Below are 23,893 nucleotides of genomic sequence, written 5' to 3' on the forward strand. Positions count from 1 at the left end.
ACTCTCGTTTCTCCTCCTTTTGCACTCCTAAATCTCCGTTCTGTAAGGCTTTTCCTTGAATACGCGCCTTGACGGTGTGGTGGGCGCATTCCTATAGTGTGCGCAAGTGGCGGAAAGTGGCACAAAGTGGGTTTTTTGAACGTAAAACGCTAAAATTTGGAGAAACGCATCTGTGTTTCGCGGAGCTAACGCTATCAGTCTCGATGCAAAAGGCCGTCTCGCCATGCCGAGCCGGTATCGTGACGAGCTCATTTCGCGAAGTTCAGGGCAGTTAATCATCACGATTGACGCCGTTGACCCCTGTTTGTGTGTTTACCCTCTCGATGAGTGGGAGTTGATTGAAACCAAGTTGCGCGCGCTGCCTTCATTGCGTGAAGAAAACCGCCGCCTCCAGCGTTTGCTGATCGGTAATGCCGTCGACCTTGAACTCGATGGCAGCGGTCGTTTCCTGGTGCCGCCGCGACTGCGCGAGTACGCCAGGCTCGACAAGCGCGCAATGCTGGTTGGCCAACTGAACAAGTTCCAATTGTGGGACGAAGATGCCTGGGATGCTGTGTCTGCAGCGGACCTGGCTGCTATTCAACAACCGGGCGCCATGCCTGATGAACTGCGTGATTTGATCCTGTGACTATTGATAGCGGCTTTAACCACATCACCGTACTGCTTGACGAAGCCGTCGAGGCTCTCGCCGTACGTGCCGATGGCTGCTATGTCGATGGCACATTCGGCAGGGGCGGGCATAGCCGGTTGATACTCAGCCAGCTCGGGTCCGACGGCAAACTCCTTGGGTTCGACAAAGACCCTCAAGCGATTGCCACCGGGCAAGCGCTAGCGGCCGAAGACGGCCGCTTTGTCGTTGTGCAGCGCAGCTTTGCCGAGCTGGGGGCCGAAGTTGCCGAACGCGGCATGGCGGGCAAGGTGGCCGGGGTTCTGCTCGACCTGGGCGTGTCTTCGCCACAGCTCGATGACCCGGAGCGCGGCTTCAGCTTCATGAACGACGGCCCCCTCGACATGCGCATGGACCCTACCCGTGGGGTCAGTGCCGCACAATTCATCGCCACCGCGCCGGTAGAAGAAATCGCCCGTGTGTTCAAGGAATACGGTGAAGAGCGCTTCGCCGGTCGAATGGCGCGTGCCGTGGTCGAGCGCCGCGAAATCCAGCCGTTCGAACGCACCGCTGACCTGGCCGAAGTGCTGAAAGTGGCCAACCCTGCCTGGGAAAAGGGCAAGAACCCGGCTACCCGCGCGTTCCAGGGCCTGCGTATCCACGTCAACAACGAATTGGGCGATCTGGAAGCCGGCCTCGAAGCCGCTCTGGATGCTTTGGAAGTGGGCGGTCGCCTGGTGGTGATCAGCTTCCACTCCCTGGAAGACCGCATCGTCAAACTGTTCATGCGTCGCCTGGTCAAGGGCGAGTCCGATAACCTGCCGCGTAACCTGCCGGTGCGTTTCGAAGCCTTCGTGCCGAAAATCAAAATCCATGGCAAAGCGCAGTTCGCTTCCGAAGCCGAACTCAAGGCCAACCCACGTTCCCGTAGCGCCGTCATGCGTGTTGCGGAGAAATTGCGGTGAGCAAGCTTTTCGCCAAGCCCCTCCCGGGCGGCAGCTTCTTTATGTTGCTGCTGTTTGTCGGCGTGCTGGTGTCCGCGATAGCGGTGTCCTACAGCGCCCACTGGAACCGTCAGTTGCTCAATACCCTTTACGGGGAATTGAGCGTGCGCGACAAAGCCCAGGCAGAATGGGGCCGGTTGATTCTTGAGCAAAGCACCTGGACGGCCCACAGCCGTATCGAAGTGCTGGCTACCGAACAGTTGAAGATGCACATCCCAGGCGCGGCTGAAGTTCGCATGGTGGCGCCATGATGAAACTCGAAGGGGCACTCTACCCATGGCGCTTTCGCCTGATGCTCGGCTTGCTGGCATTGATGGTGGGCGCGATCGTCTGGCGCATCTTCGACCTGCAGGTCGTCGACCGCGACTTCCTGATCGGCCAGGGTGACGCCCGCAGCCTGCGGCACATCCCGATTCCTGCGCACCGCGGCCTGATCACCGACCGTAACGGCGAGCCTCTGGCCGTCAGTACCCCGGTGACGACCCTGTGGGCCAACGCCAAGGAACTGCAAGTTGCCAAGGACAAGTGGCCTGAACTGGCCGCTGCCCTGGGGCAAGACCGCAAGGCCCTGACCGAGCGCCTGGAAGCCCAGGCCAACAAAGAATTCATCTACCTGGTGCGCGGGCTTACCCCTGAGCAAGGCCAGCAAGTGCTCGACCTTAAAATCCCCGGTGTCTACGGCATCGAGGAGTTTCGTCGTTTCTACCCGGCCGGTGAAACCACCGCGCATATGGTCGGCTTTACCGATATCGATGACCATGGTCGCGAAGGTGTCGAACTGGCCTACGACGAATGGCTGGCCGGTGTTCCCGGCAAGCGGCAGGTCATCAAGGATCGGCGCGGCAGACTGATCAAGGATGTCCAGGTCACCAAAAACGCCAAGGCCGGCAAGCCTCTGGCGTTGTCGATCGATTTGCGCCTGCAATACCTGGCCAACCGCGAACTGCGTAACGCGATCATCGAGAACGGCGCCAAGGCCGGCAGCCTGGTGATCATGGACGTGAAGACCGGCGAGATCCTCGCCATGGTCAACCAGCCGACCTACAACCCGAACAACCGTCGCAACCTGCAGCCGGCGATGATGCGTAACCGCGCGATGATCGACGTGTTCGAGCCGGGCTCGACCATGAAAGCCATCTCCATGAGCGCTGCCCTGGAAACCGGCCGCTGGAAACCCAGCGACAAGGTCGAGGTTTACCCAGGCACCTTGCAGTTGGGCAAGTACACCATTCGTGACGTGTCCCGCACCGAGGGGCCAGTGCTGGACCTGACCGGCATCCTGATCAACTCCAGTAACGTCGGCATGAGCAAGGTTGCTTTCGATATCGGCGGCGAGACCATCTATCACCTGGCGCAAAAGATCGGCCTGGGGCAACCCACCGGCCTCGACTTCCCGGGCGAGCGGGTCGGTAACCTGCCGAACTACCGCGAGTGGAGAAAAGCCGAGACTGCCACGCTGTCCTACGGCTACGGCCTGTCGGTGACCGCCATCCAGTTGGCCCACGCGTTCTCGGTATTGGCCAATAACGGCCGTATGGTTCCGCTCAGTCTGATCCACGTCGACGAAGCGCCAAAAGCCACCCAAGTGATCCCGGAAAACGTCGCCAAGACCATGCAAGGCATGCTGCAACAAGTGATCGAGGCACCGCGTGGCGTATTCCGCGCCCAGGTGCCGGCGTACCACGTTGCTGGCAAGTCCGGTACGGCGCGTAAGACTTCGGTGGGCACCAAGGGCTATGCCGAAAACTCCTACCGTTCGTTGTTCGCCGGCTTCGGCCCGATGAGCGACCCACGCTATGCCATCGTCGTGGTCATCGACGAGCCTAGTAAAGCCGGCTACTTCGGTGGCCTGGTTTCGGCGCCGGTGTTCAGCAAAGTGATGTCCGGCACCCTGCGCTTGATGAATATCACGCCGGACAACCTGCCGCCGACGCAACAAGCCAACGCTGGTCCACCGGCTGCCGCTGTCAAAGCCAATGGAGGGCGCGGCTGATGTCTCTTAGCCTGAACAAGATTTTTGCCCATGCCGGCCACGATCTGCTGATTCGTGAGCTGACGCTGGATAGCCGTAATGTACGCGCCGGTGACCTGTTCCTGGCGGTACCTGGCGGCAAGCTCGATGGCCGTGCGCATATCGCCGATGCCCTGCAACGCGGTGCGGCTGCGGTCGCCTATGAAGTGGAAGGCGCCACCGTGCTGCCGATCACCGATGTGCCGTTGATTCCGGTCAAGGGCCTGGCAGCGCAGTTGTCCGACATCGCCGGGCGTTTCTACGGTGACCCGAGCCGCCAACTCAACCTGGTTGGCGTGACTGGCACCAACGGCAAGACCAGCGTGACCCAATTGGTTGCCCAGGCTTTGGACCTGCTGGGTCAGCACTGCGGCATCGTCGGCACCCTGGGCACCGGTTTCTATGGCGCGCTGCAAAGCGGCCTGCACACCACGCCAAACCCGATTGCCGTACAAGCGAGCCTGGCCGACCTGAAAAAAGCCGGCGCCAAGGCGGTAGCCATGGAAGTGTCTTCCCATGGCCTGGACCAAGGGCGTGTCACCGCGCTGGCCTTTGACGTGGCCGTGATGACCAACCTGTCCCGCGACCACCTCGACTACCACGGCACCATGGAGGCGTACGCCGCCGCCAAGGCCAAGCTGTTTGCCTGGAATGACCTGAAGTGCCGGGTGGTCAACCTCGACGACGCATTCGGCCGCCAACTGGCGGGCGAAGGGAGCGACGCACGCCTGATCAGCTATAGCCTGCAAGATGCCAGTGCCTACCTGTATTGCCGCGAAGCCCAATTCAATGATGAAGGCGTGCGCGCCACATTGGTGACGCCGCAGGGCGAGCACCACTTGCGCAGCACCTTGCTCGGGCGGTTCAACCTGAGCAACGTGCTCGCCGCTATCGGTGCATTACTGGGCCTGGACTACGCCCTGGATGAAATCCTGCGGGTACTGCCGAAGCTGGAAGGCCCGGCCGGTCGCATGCAGCGCCTGGGTGGCGGCACGCAACCGCTGGTGGTGGTCGATTACGCCCACACACCGGATGCCCTGGAAAAAGTCCTCGAAGCCCTGCGCCCACATGCCAAAGGCAAACTGCTGTGCTTGTTCGGTTGCGGCGGTGATCGCGATCGCGGCAAGCGCCCGTTGATGGCCGAAATTGTCGAGCGTTTGGCCGACGGCGTACTTGTCACCGACGACAACCCGCGCAGCGAAGACCCGAGCCAGATTTTCGACGACATCCGTGTCGGTTTCAAAGACGCCTCCAAGGTCACGTTTGTGGCTGGTCGCGGCGCCGCCATTGCCCAACTGATCGCCAGTGCCGGCGCGGACGACGTCGTGGTGCTCGCGGGTAAAGGCCACGAGGACTATCAGGAAATCAACGGTGAGCGCCATGCCTTCTCCGATCTGGTCGAGGCGGATCACGCCCTGACCGGCTGGGAGGTCGCCCATGCTTAAGGCGATGACGTTCAGCGAACTGGCCCAGGCCCTGTCGGCCCGTGTGCTGTCGAGCGACTGCACATTCACCGGCGTCAGTATCGACAGTCGTAACATCCAGCCGGGGCAGCTGTTTGTCGCCCTGGCCGGCCCGCGTTTCGATGGTCACGACTACCTCAACGACGTTGCCGCCAAAGGTGCCGTCGGTGCCTTGGTGCAGCGTGAAGTGGCCGATTCTGCCTTGCCGCAATTGCTGGTAGCCGACACCCGCCTGGCCCTGGGCCAACTGGGTGCGCTTAACCGTGCTGCTTTTGATAAGCCGGTGGCGGCCATTACCGGTTCCAGCGGCAAGACCACGGTCAAGGAACTGCTTGCTGGCGTCTTGCGTACGCGCGGGCCGGTACTCGCGACCCGTGGCAACCTGAACAATGATTTCGGCGCACCGCTGACCCTGCTCGAACTGGCCCCGGAACACACGGCGGCAGTGATTGAACTGGGGGCTTCGCGCATCGGCGAAATCGCCTATACCGTGGCGCTGACCCAGCCTCACGTGGCGATCATCAACAACGCCGGTACCGCCCATGTTGGTGAGTTCGGCGGCCCGGAAAAAATCGTCGAAGCCAAGGGCGAAATCCTTGAGGGCCTCGACGCCTCGGGCACTGCGGTACTGAACCTGGATGACAAGGCGTTCGAGACCTGGCGTGTACGCGCCGCCGGTCGCAAGGTCCTGACGTTTGCAGTGCTGAATGCCGCAGCCGATTTTCACGCTTCCAACATCAATGTCGATGCCCGTGGCTGCCCGTCCTTCACCTTGCACACTCCGCAAGGTGATGAGCACGTGCAGTTGAACCTGCTGGGCAACCATAACGTCGCCAACGCCTTGGCCGCCGCCGCTGCCGCCCATGCCCTGGGTGTGTCGCTGTTCGGCATTGCCACGGGCCTGGGCGCGGTGCAGCCGGTCAAGGGCCGCACTGTGGCGCAACTGGCTGGCAACGGCATGCGCGTGATTGATGACACTTACAACGCCAACCCGTCCTCCATCAATGCCGCTGTGGACCTGCTCACAGGCTTCGATGGGCGCAAGGTGCTGGTGCTGGGCGATATCGGCGAGTTGGGCGATTGGGCTGAACAAGGCCACCGTGAAGTCGGCGCCTATGCCGCCGGCAAAGTGGATGCGCTCTACGCCGTTGGCACGAACATGGCCCATGCGGTCAACGCTTTCGGCCCTGGCGCGCGGCATTTCGCAAGCCAGGCCGAGCTGATCCAGGCGTTGACGGCGGCTGAACATGACAAACACACAACCATTTTGATCAAGGGATCGCGCAGCGCGGTGATGGAAAACGTCGTCGCAGCCTTGTGTGGCTCAAGTACGGAGAAACATTAATGCTGCTGCTGCTGGCTGAGTATCTGCAACAGTTCCACAAAGGCTTCGCGGTCTTCCAGTACCTGACCCTGCGCGGGATTCTGGGTGTGCTGACCGCGCTGTGTTTGTCGCTGTTTTTAGGGCCGTGGATGATCCGCACCCTGCAGAACCTGCAAATTGGTCAATCGGTTCGTAACGACGGCCCGCAGTCGCACCTGTCCAAGTCTGGCACTCCGACCATGGGCGGCGCGCTGATCCTGTCGTCCATTGGCGTCAGCACCTTGCTCTGGGCCGACCTGCATAACCGCTACGTGTGGGTGGTGCTGCTGGTGACCCTGCTGTTCGGTGCCATCGGCTGGGTGGATGACTACCGCAAAGTGATCGAGAAAAACTCCAAGGGGCTGCCAAGCCGCTGGAAGTATTTCTGGCAGTCGGTGTTCGGCCTGGCCGCCGCGATCTTCCTGTACACCACCGCGCCAAGTGCCGTGGAAACCACCTTGATCATCCCGATGCTAAAGGATGTGAGCATCCCACTGGGTGTCGGTTTTGTGGTGCTGACCTACTTCGTTATCGTCGGCTCCAGCAACGCGGTGAACCTGACCGATGGCCTTGACGGCCTGGCGATCATGCCGACGGTGATGGTGGGCGGCGCGCTCGGCATCTTCTGCTACCTCTCCGGTAACGTGAAATTCGCTGAATACCTGCTGATCCCTTATGTACCGGGCGCCGGTGAGTTGATCGTGTTCTGCGGCGCCTTGATCGGTGCCGGCCTGGGGTTCCTGTGGTTCAACACCTACCCGGCACAAGTCTTCATGGGCGACGTCGGCGCACTGGCGCTGGGCGCAGCCTTGGGCACCATCGCGGTGATCGTTCGCCAGGAAATCGTGCTGTTCATCATGGGCGGTGTGTTCGTGATGGAAACCCTGTCGGTGGTCATCCAGGTGGCGTCCTTCAAGTTGACCGGGCGTCGTGTGTTCCGCATGGCGCCGATTCACCACCACTTTGAACTCAAGGGCTGGCCTGAGCCACGCGTGATTGTCCGCTTCTGGATCATCACCGTGATTCTGGTACTGGTCGGCCTTGCCACCCTGAAACTGAGGTAGAAACGAGTGTCCCTGATCGCTTCAGACCACTTCCGCATCGTTGTCGGCCTCGGCAAGAGCGGCATGTCCCTGGTTCGCTTCCTGGCGAACCGGGGCACGTCGTTTGCCGTGGCCGATACGCGGGAAAATCCACCGGAGCTGGTCACGCTGCGCCGTGACTACCCGCACGTGGAAGTGCGTTGTGGCGAGCTGGATGTCGAGTTTCTGTGCCGTGCCGACGAGCTCTACGTGAGCCCGGGCCTGGCCCTGGCGACACCGGCCCTGCAAGCGGCTGCGGCCCGTGGCGTGAAGCTGTCTGGCGATATCGACCTGTTCGCACGCAACGCGAAGGCGCCGATCGTGGCCATCAGCGGCTCCAATGCGAAAAGCACCGTCACCACTCTGGTCGGCGAGATGGCGGCTGCGGCGGGCAAGCGTGTGGCCGTCGGCGGCAATCTTGGCGTGCCGGCACTGGATTTGCTCAGCGACGACGTCGAGTTGTACGTGATGGAGTTGTCGAGCTTCCAGCTGGAAACCACCCACGACCTGGGCGCTGAAGTGGCGACGGTATTGAACGTCAGCGAAGACCATATGGACCGCTACAGCGGCCTGCCGGCTTATCACCTGGCCAAGCACCGGATCTTCCGTGGCGCCAGGCAATTTGTCGTCAATCGTCAGGATGCCCTGAGCCGTCCGCTGATAGGCGAGGGCATGCCCTGCTGGACCTTCGGCCTGGGCAAACCGGACTTCAAAGGCTTCGGCATTCGTGAAGAGAACGGCGAGAAGTACCTGGCGTTCGAATTCCAGAACCTGATGCCGGTACGCGAACTGAAAATCCGTGGCGCACACAACCAGTCCAATGCCCTGGCGGCCTTGGCGCTCGGTCACGCGGTTGGCCTGCCGTTCGACGCCATGCTCGCGAGCCTGCGCACCTTTGCCGGGCTTGAGCATCGCTGCCAGTGGGTGCGCGACCTCAATGACGTCAGCTATTACAACGACTCCAAAGCCACCAATGTCGGTGCAGCCCTGGCGGCCATCGAAGGCCTGGGGGCCGATATCGACGGCAAGCTGGTGCTGATCGCCGGTGGTGATGGCAAGGGTGCCGACTTCAAGGACCTTAAAGCGCCAGTGGCCGCCCATTGCCGCGCCGTGGTGCTGATGGGCCGCGATTCGGACCTGATCGCCGCCGCCCTCGGTGACGCTGTACCGCAAGTACGCGCAGCTTCCCTGAACGACGCCATTGCCCAGTGCAAAGCCCTGGCCCAGCCTGGCGATGCGGTGTTGCTGTCGCCCGCCTGCGCCAGCTTCGACATGTTCAAGAACTATGAAGAGCGCGGCCAACTGTTCGCCCGCGCCGTGGAGGCTTTGGCATGAGCCTCAACCTGAGAAACATCATCAAGCCATACCCGTCGCCGATCATTACCGGGCGCGGCATTGACCTTGATTTCCCAATGCTCGCCGGTTGCCTGGCGCTGCTCGGCCTGGGCCTGGTGATGATCACTTCAGCGTCCTCCGAAGTGGCCGCCGTGCAGTCGGGCAACACGCTGTACATGATGATCCGCCACCTGGTGTACCTGGTGATCGGCCTGGGCGCCTGCATCGTCACCATGATGATTCCGATTGCCACCTGGCAGCGACTGGGTTGGCTGATGCTGATCGGTGCGTTCGGCTTGCTGGTCATGGTGATCGTCCCGGGCATTGGCCGCGAGGTGAACGGTTCGATGCGCTGGATCGGCTTCGGCGCGTTCAACGTGCAGCCTTCGGAAATTGCCAAGGTGTTCGTGGTGATCTACCTCGCCGGTTACCTGGTGCGCCGTCAGAAAGAAGTACGCGAAAGCTGGATGGGCTTCTTCAAGCCGTTCATCGTGCTGCTGCCCATGGCTGGCCTGCTGCTGATGGAGCCCGACTTCGGCGCCACGGTGGTGATGATGGGCGCCGCCGCCGCGATGCTGTTCCTGGGTGGTGTCGGGCTGTTCCGCTTCACCTTGATGGTGGTGCTGGCCGTCGCGGCGGTGACCATCCTGGTGCAGGCGCAACCCTACCGGATGGCGCGTTTGATCACCTTTACCGACCCCTGGTCCGACCAGTTCGGCTCCGGCTACCAGTTGACCCAGGCGCTGATCGCCTTCGGTCGCGGCGAGTGGCTGGGTGTGGGCCTGGGCAACAGTGTGCAGAAGCAGTTCTACCTGCCGGAAGCCCACACCGACTTCGTGTTCTCGGTATTGGCCGAAGAGTTGGGTGTGGTGGGCTCGCTGTGCACCGTGGCTCTGTTTGTATTCGTCTGTGTGCGCGCCATGTACATCGGCTTGTGGGCCGAGAAGGCCAAGCAGTTCTTCGCCGCCTACGTTGCCTATGGGTTGGCCTTCCTGTGGATCGGCCAGTTCCTGATCAACATCGGCGTGAACGTCGGCCTGCTGCCGACCAAGGGCCTGACCTTGCCGTTCCTCAGTTATGGCGGCAGTTCGTTGGTGATTTGCTGCGCCTGTCTCGGGTTGTTGCTGCGTATCGAGTGGGAGAGTCGCACCCACCTGGGCAGCGAAGAGATGGAGTTCAGCGAGAGCGACTTCGCCGAGGAGCCGACTCATGGGCGCTAACGTGCTGATCATGGCGGGCGGTACCGGGGGGCATGTGTTCCCGGCCCTGGCCTGCGCCCGTGAATTCCAGAACCGTGGCTACACCGTGCACTGGCTGGGTACGCCTCGTGGCATCGAAAACGAATTGGTGCCCAATGCCGGTTTGCCGCTGCATTTGATCAACGTCACCGGGTTGCGCGGCAAGAGCAAGTTGTCATTGCTCAAGGCGCCGTTCGTGTTGCTCAAGGCGGTCATGCAGGCGCGCAAGATCATTCGCGAGTTGAAGCCGGTGTGTGTGCTTGGCTTTGGTGGTTATGTGACCGGCCCTGGTGGCGTTGCGGCGAAACTCGCGGGCGTGCCGGTGATCGTCCATGAACAGAACGCCGTCGCCGGTACCGCCAACCGCCTGCTGGTGCCATTGGCCGCGCGGGTGTGTGAAGCCTTTCCGAAAACCTTCGCCGCCTCCGACAAGCTTCGCACCACCGGTAACCCGGTGCGTACCGAACTGTTCATGGCCATTGCGCGTGACGCGCTGGCGGGGCGCAAGGCTCACCTGCTGATCCTGGGCGGAAGCCTGGGTGCCGAGCCACTGAATAAATTGCTGCCTGAAGCCGTTGCGCAACTTCCTGAGGATGTGCGCCCGGAGATCTTCCACCAGGCCGGCAAGAACCACGATGAAGTCACCGCCGCGCGTTATCGCGAGGCCGGTGTAGAGGCCAATGTACAGCCCTTCATCAAAGACATGGCCCAAGCCTATGGCTGGGCCGACCTGGTGGTCTGCCGTGCTGGTGCGCTGACCGTCAGTGAACTGGCGGCCGCCGGTCTGCCGTCCTTGCTGGTGCCTTTGCCCCATGCCATCGACGATCACCAGACCCGTAACGCCGAATATTTGGCCGGGGAGGGCGCTGCCTTCCTGCTGCCGCAAAGAACGACTGGCGCCGCCGATTTGGCCGCACGCCTGACCGAGGTTTTGATGCAACCGGAACGACTCAACAGCATGGCGAGCACCGCAAGCCGCCTGGCCAAACCTGACGCAACCCGCACCGTGGTCGATATCTGCCTGGAGGTGGCCCATGGTTGAGAATCAGAAAGCCATGCCGCAACCCGAGATGCGCCGTATCCGTCGTATTCACTTCGTCGGTATCGGTGGCGTGGGCATGTGCGGGATTGCCGAAGTGTTGCTGAACCTGGGCTACCAGGTGTCCGGCTCGGACTTGAAAGAGTCGCCGGTCACCGAGCGCCTGAAGTCCTTTGGCGCACAGATCTTCATCGGCCACCGTGCCGAGAACGCCGCCGAGGCTGACGTGCTGGTGGTGTCCAGCGCCGTGAACACGTCCAACCCGGAAGTGGCCACCGCCCTTGAGCGCCGTATCCCTGTGGTACCGCGTGCCGAGATGCTCGCCGAGCTGATGCGCTATCGCCACGGCATCGCCGTCGCCGGTACCCATGGCAAGACCACCACCACCAGCCTGATCGCCTCGGTGTTCGCCGCCGGTGGCCTGGACCCGACCTTCGTCATCGGTGGCCGCCTGAATGCAGCTGGCACCAATGCCCAACTGGGTACCAGCCGCTACCTGATCGCCGAAGCCGATGAAAGTGACGCGAGCTTCCTGCACCTGCAACCGCTGGTTGCCGTCGTCACCAACATCGACGAAGACCACATGGCGACCTACGATGGCGACTTCAACAAGTTGAAGAAAACCTTCGTCGACTTCCTGCACAACCTGCCGTTCTACGGGTTGGCGGTGGTGTGCCTGGACGACCCGGTGGTGCGTGAAATCCTGCCCCAGGTCAAACGCCCTACCGTGACCTACGGCTTCAGCGAAGACGCCGACGTGCGCGCAATCAATGTGCGCCAGGAAGGCATGCAAACCTTCTTCACCGTGCTGCGCCCCGATCGCGAGCCGCTGGACGTGTCGGTGAACATGCCGGGCAACCACAACGTGCTGAACTCTTTGGCGACCATCTGCATTGCCACCGATGAAGGCGTCAGCGATGAAGCCATCGTCGAGGGCCTGTCGCGCTTTGCCGGTGTGGGCCGTCGCTTCCAGGTCTACGGCCAACTGCCGGTTGAAGGTGGTGACGTGATGCTGGTGGACGACTACGGCCACCACCCGACCGAAGTTGCGGCCGTTATCAAGGCCGTGCGCGGCGGCTGGCCGGAGCGCCGGCTGGTGATGGTGTACCAGCCGCACCGCTACAGCCGCACCCGCGACCTGTACGACGATTTCGTCAATGTACTGGCCGATGCCAACGTGCTGCTGCTGATGGAAGTCTACCCGGCCGGTGAAGAACCGATCCCGGGCGCTGACAGCCGCAAGCTGTGCAACAGCATCCGCCAGCGCGGCCAGTTGGACCCGATCTACATCGAGCGTGGCGTGGACCTGGCGCCTATCGTCAAGCCGCTGCTGCGTGCCGGTGACATCCTGCTGTGCCAGGGCGCCGGTGATATCGGTGGCCTTGCGCCCAAATTGCTGGCGAGCCCGCTGTTTGCAGCCGCCAAGGGGAAGTCGAAATGACCACTGATTACGGCTCCCTGTTTTCCACCCTTGCGCCTGCCGACTTCGGTCGCGTGGCCGTGTTGTTCGGCGGCAAGAGCGCCGAGCGCGAAGTGTCGCTCAAGTCCGGCAATGCGGTGCTTGAGGCGCTGCAAAGTGCTGGCGTGAATGCCTTCGGTATCGATGTGGGCGATGACTTCCTTGCCCGCCTGCAGGCCGAGAAGATCGACCGTGCCTTTCTAATTCTTCACGGCCGCGGCGGTGAAGACGGCAGCATGCAGGGCCTGCTCGAATGCGCCGGCATCCCTTACACCGGCAGCGGCATCCTCGCGTCGGCCTTGGCGATGGACAAGTTGCGCACCAAGCAGGTGTGGCACAGCCTGGGCATTCCGACCCCACGTCACGCCGTACTGTGCAGTGAAGACGATTGTATTTCTGCGGCCAAGGAACTGGGCCTGCCTTTGATCGTCAAACCAGCCCATGAAGGCTCCAGTATCGGCATGGCCAAAGTGAACTCGGCCGCCGAATTGATCGACGCATGGAAAGCGGCAAGTACCTACGATTCGCAAGTGTTGGTGGAACAGTGGATTTCCGGTCCCGAGTACACCATCGCCACCCTGCGTGGCCAGGTATTGCCGCCCATCGCTTTGGGCACGCCCCACACCTTTTATGACTACGACGCCAAGTACCTGGCTTCCGATACTCAGTACCGGATCCCGTGTGGGCTCGAAGCAACCAAGGAACAGGAATTGATGGACCTCACGGCGAAAGCCTGTGAGGCGCTGGGTATCGCCGGTTGGGCGCGGGCAGACGTGATGCAGGATGACCAAGGGAATTTCTGGTTCCTTGAAGTCAACACCGCACCGGGCATGACCGACCACAGCCTGGTTCCCATGGCAGCCCGTGCCGCCGGTCTGGATTTCCAGCAGTTAGTGCTGGCGATCCTGGCCGACAGCATTGAGCCAAGAGGCTAAACACATGAACGGCGCATCGCTTCGTCATCAGCCCCCACAAGCACCGAGCCGCAAGCCGGTGCCACGGGGAGCAAGCCGAATGGTGGCTAAAGAGCCGATGTCGGCGCGCCTGCCAAAAGCCAACTTTGGTTTTATCAAGGCGCTGTTCTGGCCGGTGCTGCTGGTGGTGCTGGGCTTTGGCACGTACGAAGGCGCGCAGCGTCTGTTGCCGTATGCCGACCGGCCGATCACCAAGATCAGCGTGCAGGGCGACTTGAGCTACATCAGCCAGCAAGCGGTACAGCAGCGCATCGGCCCATACCTGGCGGCGAGCTTCTTTACCATCGACCTGGCTGGCATGCGCTCGGAGCTGGAGCAGATGCCGTGGATCGCCCACGCCGAAGTTCGCCGGGTATGGCCGGACCAGGTCACGATCCGCCTGGAAGAACAACTGCCCGTGGCCCGTTGGGGCGATGAAGCGCTGTTGAACAACCAGGGCCAGGCGTTCACTCCGCGTGAGCTGGCCAACTATGAACACCTGCCGCAGCTGTTCGGGCCGCAGCGGGCGCAGCAGCAAGTGATGCAGCAGTACCAGGCCTTGAGCCAGATGCTGCGGCCACTGGGCTTCTCCATTGCACGCCTGGAATTGCGTGAGCGGGGCAGCTGGTTTTTGACGACCGGGGCAGGCAGTTCCGGCCCGGGCATCGAGTTGTTGCTGGGACGCGACCGCTTGGTGGAAAAGATGCGCCGCTTTATTGCCATCTATGAAAAAACCTTGAAAGAACAGATTACGAACATTGCGAGCGTCGACCTGCGTTACGCCAACGGCCTGGCCGTCGGCTGGCGTACACCGGCTGCGCCCACGGCAGCACAACCCGCTGTCGCGAAGAATTAAGAAGAGGCAGGACCCATGGCAAACGTGCAAAGCGGCAAAATGATCGTCGGTCTCGATATCGGCACCTCCAAGGTGGTGGCGCTGGTGGGCGAGGTCGGGGAAGACGGCGCGATCGAAATCGTCGGTATTGGCACGCATCCGTCCCGGGGCCTGAAGAAGGGCGTGGTGGTGAACATCGAGTCCACCGTGCAGTCGATCCAGCGCGCCATCGAAGAAGCGCAGCTGATGGCCGGTTGCCGGATTCACTCGGCGTTCGTCGGCGTGGCAGGCAACCACATCCGCAGCCTGAACTCCCACGGCATCGTGGCGATCCGCGACCGTGAAGTCAGCTCGGCCGACCTTGAGCGCGTCCTCGACGCTGCCCAGGCCGTGGCGATCCCGGCGGACCAGCGCGTGCTGCACACCCTGCCGCAGGACTACGTGATCGACAACCAGGAAGGCGTGCGCGAGCCCCTGGGCATGTCGGGCGTTCGCCTGGAAGCCAAGGTCCACGTAGTGACCTGCGCCGTCAACGCCGCACAGAACATTGAAAAATGCGTGCGTCGCTGCGGCCTGGAAATCGACGACATCATTCTCGAGCAGTTGGCCTCGGCCTACTCGGTCCTGACTGACGACGAAAAAGAGCTGGGCGTGTGCCTGGTGGACATTGGCGGCGGCACCACCGACATCGCGATCTTCACCGAGGGTGCGATCCGTCACACCGCCGTGATCCCGATTGCTGGCGACCAGGTCACCAACGACATCGCCATGGCGTTGCGCACACCGACCCAGTACGCCGAAGAAATCAAGATCCGCTACGCCTGCGCCCTGGCCAAGCTGGCCGGTGCCGGTGAGACCATCAAGGTGCCAAGCGTGGGTGATCGTCCACCCCGCGAGCTGTCGCGCCAGGCCCTGGCCGAAGTGGTCGAGCCACGCTACGACGAACTGTTCACCCTGATCCAGGCTGAACTGCGCCGCAGCGGCTACGAAGATTTGATCCCGGCCGGCATCGTGCTGACCGGTGGCACCTCGAAGATGGAAGGCGCGGTCGAATTGGCCGAGGAAATCTTCCACATGCCGGTGCGCCTGGGCGTGCCCCATGGCGTGAAGGGCTTGGGCGACGTGGTGCGTAACCCGATTTATTCCACCGGTGTGGGCTTGCTGTTGTACGGGCTGCAAAAGCAGACCGACGGCATTTCCCTGTCGGGCCCGAGCATCCGTGACAGCTACCGCAGCGACGACGAGGCGAAAGCGCCGTTGTTCGAGCGGCTGCAGGCTTGGGTAAAAGGCAATTTCTAAAGATTTACCGCGACACCGCAACACCCGCAATAAGCAGTAGGCGAAAAAACTAGAGAAAATGAAAGGAGAGGGAACATGTTCGAACTCGTAGACAACATCCCCGCTAGCCCGGTTATCAAAGTAATCGGTGTCGGCGGTGGCGGCGGCAACGCTGTCAACCACATGGTCAAGAGCAACATTGAAGGCGTTGAGTTCATCTGCGCCAACACTGATGCCCAGGCGCTCAAAAGCATCGGCGCCCGGACCATCCTGCAATTGGGCACCGCGGTGACCAAAGGCCTCGGCGCTGGCGCCAATCCGGAAGTCGGCCGTCAAGCCGCCCTGGAAGACCGCGAGCGTATTGCCGAAGTGCTGCAAGGCACCAACATGGTGTTCATCACCACCGGCATGGGCGGCGGTACCGGTACCGGTGCTGCACCGATCATTGCCGAAGTGGCCAAGGAAATGGGGATTCTGACCGTTGCTGTCGTGACGCGTCCGTTCCCGTTCGAAGGCCGCAAGCGCATGCAGATCGCCGACGAAGGTATCCGTCTGCTGTCTGAAAGCGTCGACTCGTTGATCACCATCCCCAACGAGAAACTGCTGACCATCCTGGGCAAGGACGCAAGCCTGCTGTCTGCGTTCGCCAAGGCTGACGATGTACTGGCCGGTGCCGTTCGCGGTATCTCCGACATCATCAAGCGTCCGGGCATGATCAACGTCGACTTTGCCGACGTTCGTACGGTCATGAGCGAAATGGGCATGGCGATGATGGGCACTGGCTGCGCCAGCGGTCCGAACCGTGCACGCGAGGCCACCGAAGCGGCCATCCGCAACCCGTTGCTCGAAGACGTGAACCTGCAAGGCGCACGCGGCATCCTGGTGAACATCACCGCCGGTCCCGACCTGTCCCTGGGTGAGTACTCCGACGTGGGTAGCATCATCGAAGCCTTCGCGTCCGAGCACGCCATGGTCAAGGTGGGTACCGTTATCGATCCGGACATGCGCGACGAACTGCATGTAACCGTGGTTGCGACCGGCCTGGGTGCGAAAATCGAGAAGCCTGTAAAGGTCATCGACAACACCCTGCACACTAGCCAGGCCAGCCAGGCAACTGCTGCCCCAGCCCCTGCTCGCCAGGAACTGCCGTCGGTGAACTACCGTGACCTGGACCGTCCGACCGTGATGCGCAACCAGGCTCAGGCCGGTGCTGCGGCGTCCCGTAGCCCGAATCCGCAAGATGACCTGGACTACCTGGACATCCCGGCATTCCTGCGTCGTCAGGCCGATTAATGGAATGTATCAGGGCTATGAAGGTGATTGGTGTTCAGCAAAGGTCTGGTCTGTTATTATCGCCAGCCTTTGTTGATACCAGTTCGCAATTTGCGCTGAAGCGGTCCAAGCCATGATTAAACAACGCACCCTGAAGAATATTATCCGTGCCACAGGTGTAGGTCTGCACTCCGGGGAGAAGGTATACCTGACCCTCAAGCCCGCACCTGTCGACACCGGCATCGTGTTTGTTCGTGCCGACCTGGACCCTGTGGTGCAGATTCCTGCTCGCGCGGAAAACGTTGGCGAAACCACGATGTCGACCACTCTGGTCAACGGTGACGTCAAAGTGGACACGGTGGAGCACTTGCTCTCGGCCATGGCTGGCCTGGGCATCGATAACGCCTACGTCGAGCTCTCCGCGTCCGAAGTCCCGATCATGGATGGCAGCGCTGGACCCTTCGTATTCTTGATTCAATCTGCCGGCCTGGAAGAACAGGACGCAGCCAAGAAGTTCATTCGCATTCTGCGGGAAGTGACAGTAGAAGACGGCGACAAGCGCGCCACCTTCGTCCCGTTCGAAGGCTTTAAAGTGAGCTTTGAGATCGATTTCGATCACCCGGTATTCCGTGACCGCACCCAAAGTGCAAGCGTGGATTTTTCCAGCACTTCGTTTGTAAAAGAAGTCAGCCGCGCCCGTACCTTTGGTTTCATGAGTGACATCGAGTACCTGCGCAAGCACAACCTCGCACTCGGCGGCAGCGTGGAAAACGCCATTGTGGTCGACGCGGATGGTGTACTGAACGAAGACGGCCTTCGCTACGAAGACGAATTCGTGAAGCACAAGATCCTCGATGCAATCGGTGACCTCTACCTGCTGGGCAATAGCCTGATAGGCGAGTTCAAAGGCTTCAAGTCGGGCCACGCCCTTAACAACCAGCTGCTGCGCAAGTTGATTGAGCAGACAGACGCTTGGGAAGTCGTGACCTTCGAAGATGCCAGCACCGCACCGATCTCTTACATGCGTCCCGTTGCGGCGGTGTAAGTAACAACTCTCTTTCTTTAGTTTTGAAAGGCTGCCTTCGGGTGGCCTTTTTTTATGCCTGACGAATATCCAAATGTGGGAGCTGGCTTGCCTGCGATAGCGGCCTGCCAGTTAGCTTATAGGTAGCTGACCCACCGCCATCGCAGCATAGGTATCTACATAACTCTGTTAGCTCAACGGTAATCACGATGCGAAGCGAGCCGCTCTTGATCTTGATCTGCTTTTGATCTTAGGCGCCCCGTTAAACCACGCTGGCCGGAATTCGACAGGGATTTGGGGGGTAAACCGGCAGGGATGCCGGTTTAGCCGCCCCGCGCCATGGATGGCGCGTGGCGGCGGCCCCCCAAATCACTGGCGGATTACGGGCACACCGAGCCTAAGCGAGGTGCCGAGTGGTGGGGCAAGAGCGCTTTGCTTACTTTCGCGCTTTTCGAAAGTGAGCCGCCGTCAGGGCGGAACCCTAAGTAGCCGTTACCGCAGGAATGGATATGCTCTCGGTATAACTGCGTCGCCTGTTAGGCCGCCTTCGCGAGCAAGCCCGCTCCCACAGTTTGATTGCGGGGTGCCAAGTAGATAGGCGTCGGCTGGCAGGCCGCCATCGCAGGCAAGCCAGCTCCCACAGTTGGATTGCGGGGTGTCTGGTAGATGAGCATCGGCTGTCGGGCCGTTGCGGGAGCAAGCTCCCCCGCCACAAAGAAACTTGCTTGGCTTCCCGCCTGTCATTCAGGCAGGACGTGACATCACCGCCAAGCGCACGGCCAACGCCGTCAGCACCGCTGCCAAGCCCCACTTCTGCAGCCAAGCGCTTTTGGTGCGTTTGGCGAAGAAACGACTGAGCGCCCCGCCAAACAGGCCCAATAGCATGTGAAACACGCTCGCGATCAACGTCAGCACGCCGCCCAGCACCATCAGTTGCAAGGCAATGGCCCCCGCCTCGGGCCGCACAAACTGTGGCAGGAACACCATGAAAAACAATAACGCCTTGGGGTTGAGCAAACTGTTGAACATGGCCTGCAGAAACACCCGGCCCAACACCACGCGGCCGACGTCAGCGGTGTCCAGACGGGGGCGTTTTTGCAAAGTTTTGAAAGCCAGCCACAGCAGGTAAATCACGCCCGCATAACGGATCAGGTCGAATGCCGGCGGCCAACTGGCAACCAACGCCGTCACCCCCATGGCGGTCAATGCCGTCAGCAATAGGTCGGCCACGCCAATGCCCAGGGCCGAAGCAACGCCGCCGCGCCAGCCATGGGCGACACCCTGGCTGATGACAAACGCCATGTTCGGCCCCGGTGACAGCAGCAACAGCAACACAGCGCCGGAAAAAACACCAAGTGTGACGAGGCTGATCATGGTTGAACCGTCCGCTGGGAAAAAATCCAGATTAATCGGCGCTTGCAGGCCCTACAAAAAATTGTGCTGGATACATTGCTCACGCAGCGAACCCAGTGATTGCTGAATGCCACGACCAACGTCTAGAATGCGAAACATTATCAATTAAGCCTGCTGCGCCAGGATGACCATGTCGAGCGATCACCCACTGGACCCTGCTGCCATCGGCCAGCTATACCAAGCCCACCATTCCTGGCTGCGAGGCTGGCTGAGCCGGCGCACGGGCTGCCAAGAGCGCGCGGCTGACCTCGCGCAGGACACCTTCGTGCGCCTGCTCAACGCGCGCCAGCAACAGACTTTGCAGCAGCCGCGCGCGTATCTGAGCAGCATCGCGCGCAGCTTGATGATCGACCAATACCGGCGCCGCGAACTGGAACGCGCCTACCTGGAGAGCCTGGCGCACTTCCCGCAAGTAGAGGTGCCGAGCGAAGAAACAAAGCGGCTGATCCTCGACAGCCTGGAGCGCATTGACCGTTTGCTCGACCAGCTCAAGCCGAGGGTGCGCGAGGCGTTCCTGTTGGCCCAATTGGACGGCCTGACCTGCCCGCAGATCGCCTTGCGCCTGGGCGTGTCCAAGGCCACGGTGGAACGCGACCTGTCCAAGGCGCTGCACGCCTGTTACCGGTTGCGCTATGCCGACTCCTGACTCGCACCTGGTCGACCAGGCCATCCAATGGATGATCAAGCTGCGCTACAACACCGCCGACGACGCCAGCACCGCGGCCTTTGACCAGTGGCTGCACACCAGCGAGGCGCATCAACAGGCCTGGCAACGGGTCGCCACCCTGAATGACGATTTCAACCACTTGCCAGCGCATGTCAGTCGCCATGCACTCGACGGCGCACGCCAGCACATCAGCCGTCGTGAAAGCCTGAAACTGCTCGGGCTGTTTGCCGGCGCCGCAGGTTTAGCCTGGCTGGGCCGCGACTACACGCCCCTGCCTGCCTTGATGGCGGACTACCGCACCGCCACTGGCGAGCGGCGCTGGGTAACATTGGAGGATGGCAGCAAAGTCCAGCTCAACAGCGCCAGTGCCGTCGACATTACCTCCAGCGCCGAACAACGGCTGGTGAACCTGCGCCAGGGTGAAATATTGATCAATACCGGCGCCGACCACCGCCCGCTGTGGGTGCATACCCGCGACGGTTACCTGCGCGCCGTCGGCACGCGCTTGCTGGTGCGCGAAGAACCCCAAGGTACCCTGCTGGCCGTGCAACAGGGTGCGGTAGCGGTGTTTGCCGATCGCCATGACGGCGCCGCACGCCAGGTGATCAAGCCAGGCGAACAGGTGATGTTCAACCGTAGCGGCATTCGCCCTTCCCCCAATAACGGCCTGGACCCCTGGGCCTGGAGTGACGGCGTGATCAGCGCCCACAACATGCGCCTGGACGACTTCCTGGCCGAGCTGGGCCGCTATCGCAATGGGTTGGTGCGTTGCAGCGAAGCCGTGGCAGGGCTGCGGGTGTCGGGCACTTACCAACTGGAGGACACCGACCAGGTGCTCAAGTTGGTCACTCAATCGCTGGCGATCGATGTGACCTACCGCAGCCGCTACTGGGTAACCGTCTCCGCTCGGGTGTGACCGGCCAAAAATAAATGAGGTGAATTCTCATTGCCATTCGACCTGTAAGGAAGGGCCGATCAACAGGCCGGTTTGTCCACTTCCTTCAGGAGCATCCCGCGGTCATGCAAGCGTTCCCCTCCAAACGTTCTCCACTCAAACACGCGGTGCAGGCTGCCCTCCTTGGCGCCTGCCTGGGCGGCGGCGTCTTGCCGCTCGCCGTGATGGCCGACTCCGCTAGCGCTGATACCCAGGTTCGCGCATGGGCGATCGCCCCCGGCTCCCTTACCTCGGTACTGGATCAATTTGCCCGTCAGGCCGGCATCAGCTTGTCCTACGATGCCACCAGCGTTGCCGGTAAAACCAGCACGGGCCTGAGCGGCAACTTCGATCGAGAACAGGCCTTGGGCCAGTTACTGCGCGGCCAGGGCCTGCAAGCCCAGCGCCAAGGCAATGATATCTGGCTGCTGTTGCCGCAAATGGTCGACACCGGTGCCCTGAACCTGAGCGCGACCACGGTGACCGGCCAACGCCTGGGGGCCCTGACCGAAGGCACCGGTTCCTACACTACCGGCGCGGTCACCATCGGCAAAGGCCAACACAGCCTGCGGGAAACGCCACAGTCAGTTAGCGTGATGACCCGCCAATTGATGGACGATCAGAATGTCACCACCATCGACGATGTGATGGAACGTACACCGGGGATCACCACCTACGAGTCGCCCATGGGCGGCAAGTATTTCTATTCCCGTGGATTCAAGATGCTTGGCCAGTACCAGTACGACGGCGTACCGCTGGACATGGGCAAGGACTATGTGCAGGCGGACAGTTTCAGCGCCAACATGGCGATCTATGATCGCGTGGAAGTACTTAAAGGCGCAGCCGGCATGCTCAAGGGGGCCGGCACGGCCAGCGGTGCGGTGAACTTCGTGCGCAAGCGGCCACAGGCCACCCCGACCTCAAGCCTGATGCTGTCCGCCGGCACCTGGGACAACTACCGCGCCGACGTCGATACCGGTGGCCCGCTCAATGACAGCGGCACCGTGCGCGGCCGCGCGGCGTTCAGCCAACAGGATCGCGGCTCCTACATGGACATTTCCAAGCGCCAGGACCAGGCCTTCTATACCGCACTGGACGTCGACCTGAGCCCCGACACAACCCTGGGCGTGGGAGCCAGCTACGAAGACGTCGACGCCAGCCCCTGTTGGGGTGGCTTGCCGCGCTATAGCGATGGCAAGAGCGCCAGGTTAAGCCGTTCCACCTGCCTGGGCCAATCCTGGAACGACTGGCAAAGCCGACGCACGACGTTCTTCGCTGACCTCACCCATCACTTCAATGACGACTGGCAAATCAAAGTCGCCGCTGTGCACAGCCGCAACCTGCAAGACACCAAGTACGCCGCCAGCGAAGGTACCATCGCCTATGGCGCCCCAAGCCCCACCGCCAACTCCTACGCAGCATTGATGGACTATGAGCACAAGGACTTCGGCCTCGACGCTTACGTCGATGGCAAGTTCCAAGCCTTTGGGCTGGAACACGAACTGATCCTTGGGGCCAACGGCAGCCGAGGCACCCAGGATGACGTATTCGCGATCCAGAACCTGCCCACGCGCCAGAGCATTTATCAGCCCGACCACCACTTCCCCGAACCGGCCAATGACACCTTCTGGCCAAACATGTACCGCGGTGGCACGGTCAAGGAAACCGCTACCCAGTATGGTACTTACGCCACCTTGCGCCTGCGCCTGGCCGAGCCCTTGATGTTGATCGTGGGCAGCCGTGTGAGCTGGTACGAAAACCGCCGGCAGTCCAACACCCTGGGTTGGGGCGAGTGGAGCGTGCAAGATGCGCGCACCAAGGAATCCGGTGAAGTCACGCCGTTTGCCGCTCTGATCTACGACCTCGACGAGCACCTTTCCCTGTACGCCAGCTACGCCGATATCTTCCAGCCGCAGAGCTCTTATGCCACCGCCGACGGCGCGGCACTCAAGCCCAAGATGGGGGACAACTACGAGCTGGGTATCAAGGGCGAATGGTTCGACGGGCGTCTCAACAGTTCCGTAGCGTTGTTCCGGGCCACAGAGAAAAACGGCGCCGAGACTGACTTCCTGAGTTTCTGCCCAACTTCGTCCGATGGCTACTGCTATACCGACACTGCCAAGGTCCGCGCCCAGGGCGTCGAAGCCGAAGTCAGCGGCCAGTTGCTCGAACGTCTGCAAGTCTCGGGGGGCTACACCTACACTCAGACCAAATCGCTGAAAAACATTGATACCGCTATCGAAGGAGGCGCGTCCAACACCTATGTACCCCGCCACATGTTGCGCATGTGGGGCGATTACCAACTGGATGGCGCGCTGTCCAAATGGAGCGTGGGTACGGGGGTCAATGCCCAGAGCGGCAACTATCGCATGCAGCAGGGCCTCAAGCTCGAACAGGCCGGCTATACGGTTTGGGATGCACGATTGGCCTACCGCGTAGATGACACCTGGACCGTCGCCCTTAACGCCAAGAACCTCTTCGACAAAAACTATTACCAAACCGTCGGCACAGCCTCATGGGGCAATTTTTATGGCGAACCGCGTAATTTAACGGTCAGTCTGAAAGGCACCTTTTAACCCGCTCAATCCTCTTGAGGGCACGCGCCTGGTGCGTTGCGCCCTCTTTTCCCACGCCTCCCCGGGACCCGTCAAAAAAGTGTTTCCTGACAAACAGGAAAATTCACACTTTTGTTCCTACACTCAAAATCACACCCCGAGACCGGGTCCTCTTGCACAAGGAATGTCAACAAAATGACACAAGAAGGAACATTTAAAGTGTCTATGATATCATCGCTGAAACAAGGTCAAATTATTGACTGAAAGAGAAAAGGAAGTCCTCCTGTAGTAGCCACTGCCCTTGCAAAATTCTTTCATTTGGAGCGATCCATCCGAAGGAAGGGATGCGTTTTACCCAGCG

At 61.2% G+C, this 23,893-nt stretch carries 20 protein-coding genes; 19 read left to right on the forward strand and 1 reads right to left on the reverse strand.

Translation table 11 applies throughout. From position 1 onward, the window contains the following. Positions 1–172 precede the first annotated feature (172 nt). From mraZ to lpxC, 16 genes are all read left to right on the forward strand, one after another. A complete protein-coding gene (mraZ, locus tag AC07S6_RS13770; RefSeq protein ID WP_004371993.1) occupies positions 173–628 on the forward strand; it encodes a division/cell wall cluster transcriptional repressor MraZ in 456 nt (151 codons plus the stop codon). After that, on the forward strand, positions 625–1,572 hold the full coding sequence (gene rsmH, locus AC07S6_RS13775; RefSeq protein ID WP_003188661.1) for a 16S rRNA (cytosine(1402)-N(4))-methyltransferase RsmH: 948 nt from the start codon (positions 625–627) through the stop codon (positions 1,570–1,572). Before mraZ ends, rsmH begins: the two co-directional genes overlap by 4 nt. Then, positions 1,569–1,862 carry a cell division protein FtsL gene (gene ftsL / locus AC07S6_RS13780; protein ID WP_003188663.1) on the forward strand — a complete coding sequence of 98 codons (294 nt, stop codon included), beginning with the start codon at positions 1,569–1,571 and terminating at the stop codon, positions 1,860–1,862. The genes rsmH and ftsL overlap by 4 nt, the downstream gene beginning before the upstream one ends. Further along, positions 1,862–3,604, forward strand: a complete 1,743-nt coding sequence (locus AC07S6_RS13785; RefSeq protein ID WP_019816949.1) for a peptidoglycan D,D-transpeptidase FtsI family protein — start codon at positions 1,862–1,864, stop codon at positions 3,602–3,604. The genes ftsL and AC07S6_RS13785 overlap by 1 nt, the downstream gene beginning before the upstream one ends. Then, positions 3,604–5,067 (forward strand): UDP-N-acetylmuramoyl-L-alanyl-D-glutamate--2,6-diaminopimelate ligase, encoded by a 1,464-nt coding sequence (locus tag AC07S6_RS13790; protein ID WP_495112485.1) that lies wholly within the window; start codon positions 3,604–3,606, stop codon positions 5,065–5,067. The genes AC07S6_RS13785 and AC07S6_RS13790 overlap by 1 nt, the downstream gene beginning before the upstream one ends. Further along, on the forward strand, positions 5,060–6,430 hold the full coding sequence (locus AC07S6_RS13795; protein ID WP_014716971.1) for a UDP-N-acetylmuramoyl-tripeptide--D-alanyl-D-alanine ligase: 1,371 nt from the start codon (positions 5,060–5,062) through the stop codon (positions 6,428–6,430). Before AC07S6_RS13790 ends, AC07S6_RS13795 begins: the two co-directional genes overlap by 8 nt. Beyond that, positions 6,430–7,512: a phospho-N-acetylmuramoyl-pentapeptide-transferase gene (mraY, locus tag AC07S6_RS13800; protein WP_490615362.1), complete on the forward strand. Its 1,083-nt coding sequence runs from the start codon at positions 6,430–6,432 to the stop codon at positions 7,510–7,512. The genes AC07S6_RS13795 and mraY overlap by 1 nt, the downstream gene beginning before the upstream one ends. A gap of 6 nt (positions 7,513–7,518) precedes the next feature. Then, positions 7,519–8,865 carry a UDP-N-acetylmuramoyl-L-alanine--D-glutamate ligase gene (gene murD / locus AC07S6_RS13805; protein ID WP_197880168.1) on the forward strand — a complete coding sequence of 449 codons (1,347 nt, stop codon included), beginning with the start codon at positions 7,519–7,521 and terminating at the stop codon, positions 8,863–8,865. Beyond that, entirely contained in the window at positions 8,862–10,085 is a 1,224-nt protein-coding gene (gene ftsW / locus AC07S6_RS13810; protein WP_003188673.1) for a putative lipid II flippase FtsW, read from the forward strand. Before murD ends, ftsW begins: the two co-directional genes overlap by 4 nt. After that, positions 10,075–11,145 (forward strand): undecaprenyldiphospho-muramoylpentapeptide beta-N-acetylglucosaminyltransferase, encoded by a 1,071-nt coding sequence (gene murG / locus AC07S6_RS13815; protein ID WP_003188675.1) that lies wholly within the window; start codon positions 10,075–10,077, stop codon positions 11,143–11,145. Before ftsW ends, murG begins: the two co-directional genes overlap by 11 nt. Next, on the forward strand, positions 11,138–12,583 hold the full coding sequence (gene murC, locus AC07S6_RS13820) for a UDP-N-acetylmuramate--L-alanine ligase (protein ID WP_020301253.1): 1,446 nt from the start codon (positions 11,138–11,140) through the stop codon (positions 12,581–12,583). Before murG ends, murC begins: the two co-directional genes overlap by 8 nt. Beyond that, the gene (locus AC07S6_RS13825; protein WP_014716974.1) at positions 12,580–13,536 is read left to right on the forward strand and encodes a D-alanine--D-alanine ligase; all 957 of its coding nucleotides are present in this window, start codon (positions 12,580–12,582) and stop codon (positions 13,534–13,536) included. The genes murC and AC07S6_RS13825 overlap by 4 nt, the downstream gene beginning before the upstream one ends. Before the next feature lie 4 nt (positions 13,537–13,540). Then, positions 13,541–14,410, forward strand: a complete 870-nt coding sequence (locus AC07S6_RS13830; RefSeq protein WP_019816943.1) for a cell division protein FtsQ/DivIB — start codon at positions 13,541–13,543, stop codon at positions 14,408–14,410. Positions 14,411–14,425: 15 nt separating this feature from the next. After that, a complete protein-coding gene (gene ftsA, locus AC07S6_RS13835; RefSeq protein WP_003188682.1) occupies positions 14,426–15,688 on the forward strand; it encodes a cell division protein FtsA in 1,263 nt (420 codons plus the stop codon). 75 nt (positions 15,689–15,763) lie between these two features. After that, positions 15,764–16,960, forward strand: coding sequence for a cell division protein FtsZ (gene ftsZ / locus AC07S6_RS13840; protein WP_014716977.1), 1,197 nt, complete (start codon positions 15,764–15,766; stop codon positions 16,958–16,960). 112 nt (positions 16,961–17,072) lie between these two features. Then, positions 17,073–17,984 carry a UDP-3-O-acyl-N-acetylglucosamine deacetylase gene (gene lpxC / locus AC07S6_RS13845; protein WP_003171886.1) on the forward strand — a complete coding sequence of 304 codons (912 nt, stop codon included), beginning with the start codon at positions 17,073–17,075 and terminating at the stop codon, positions 17,982–17,984. A gap of 723 nt (positions 17,985–18,707) precedes the next feature. Here lpxC and AC07S6_RS13850 read toward each other — a convergent pair. After that, the gene (locus AC07S6_RS13850) at positions 18,708–19,337 is read right to left on the reverse strand and encodes a LysE family translocator (protein WP_197883588.1); all 630 of its coding nucleotides are present in this window, start codon (positions 19,335–19,337) and stop codon (positions 18,708–18,710) included. Positions 19,338–19,506: 169 nt separating this feature from the next. Here AC07S6_RS13850 and AC07S6_RS13855 point away from each other — a divergent pair, with 169 nt between their 5' ends. The 3 genes from AC07S6_RS13855 (at position 19,507) to AC07S6_RS13865 (ending at position 23,553) form a co-directional block, all read left to right on the forward strand. Continuing rightward, complete coding sequence (locus AC07S6_RS13855) at positions 19,507–20,022, forward strand: sigma-70 family RNA polymerase sigma factor (RefSeq protein ID WP_044273581.1); 516 nt, start codon at positions 19,507–19,509, stop codon at positions 20,020–20,022. After that, positions 20,009–20,959, forward strand: a complete 951-nt coding sequence (locus AC07S6_RS13860; protein WP_054922239.1) for a FecR domain-containing protein — start codon at positions 20,009–20,011, stop codon at positions 20,957–20,959. Before AC07S6_RS13855 ends, AC07S6_RS13860 begins: the two co-directional genes overlap by 14 nt. Positions 20,960–21,063: 104 nt before the next feature. Next, on the forward strand, positions 21,064–23,553 hold the full coding sequence (locus tag AC07S6_RS13865; RefSeq protein ID WP_495112486.1) for a TonB-dependent siderophore receptor: 2,490 nt from the start codon (positions 21,064–21,066) through the stop codon (positions 23,551–23,553). Positions 23,554–23,893: the final 340 nt, after the last annotated feature.

Source organism: Pseudomonas sp. GW821-FHT07B01 (genome assembly GCF_059419065.1).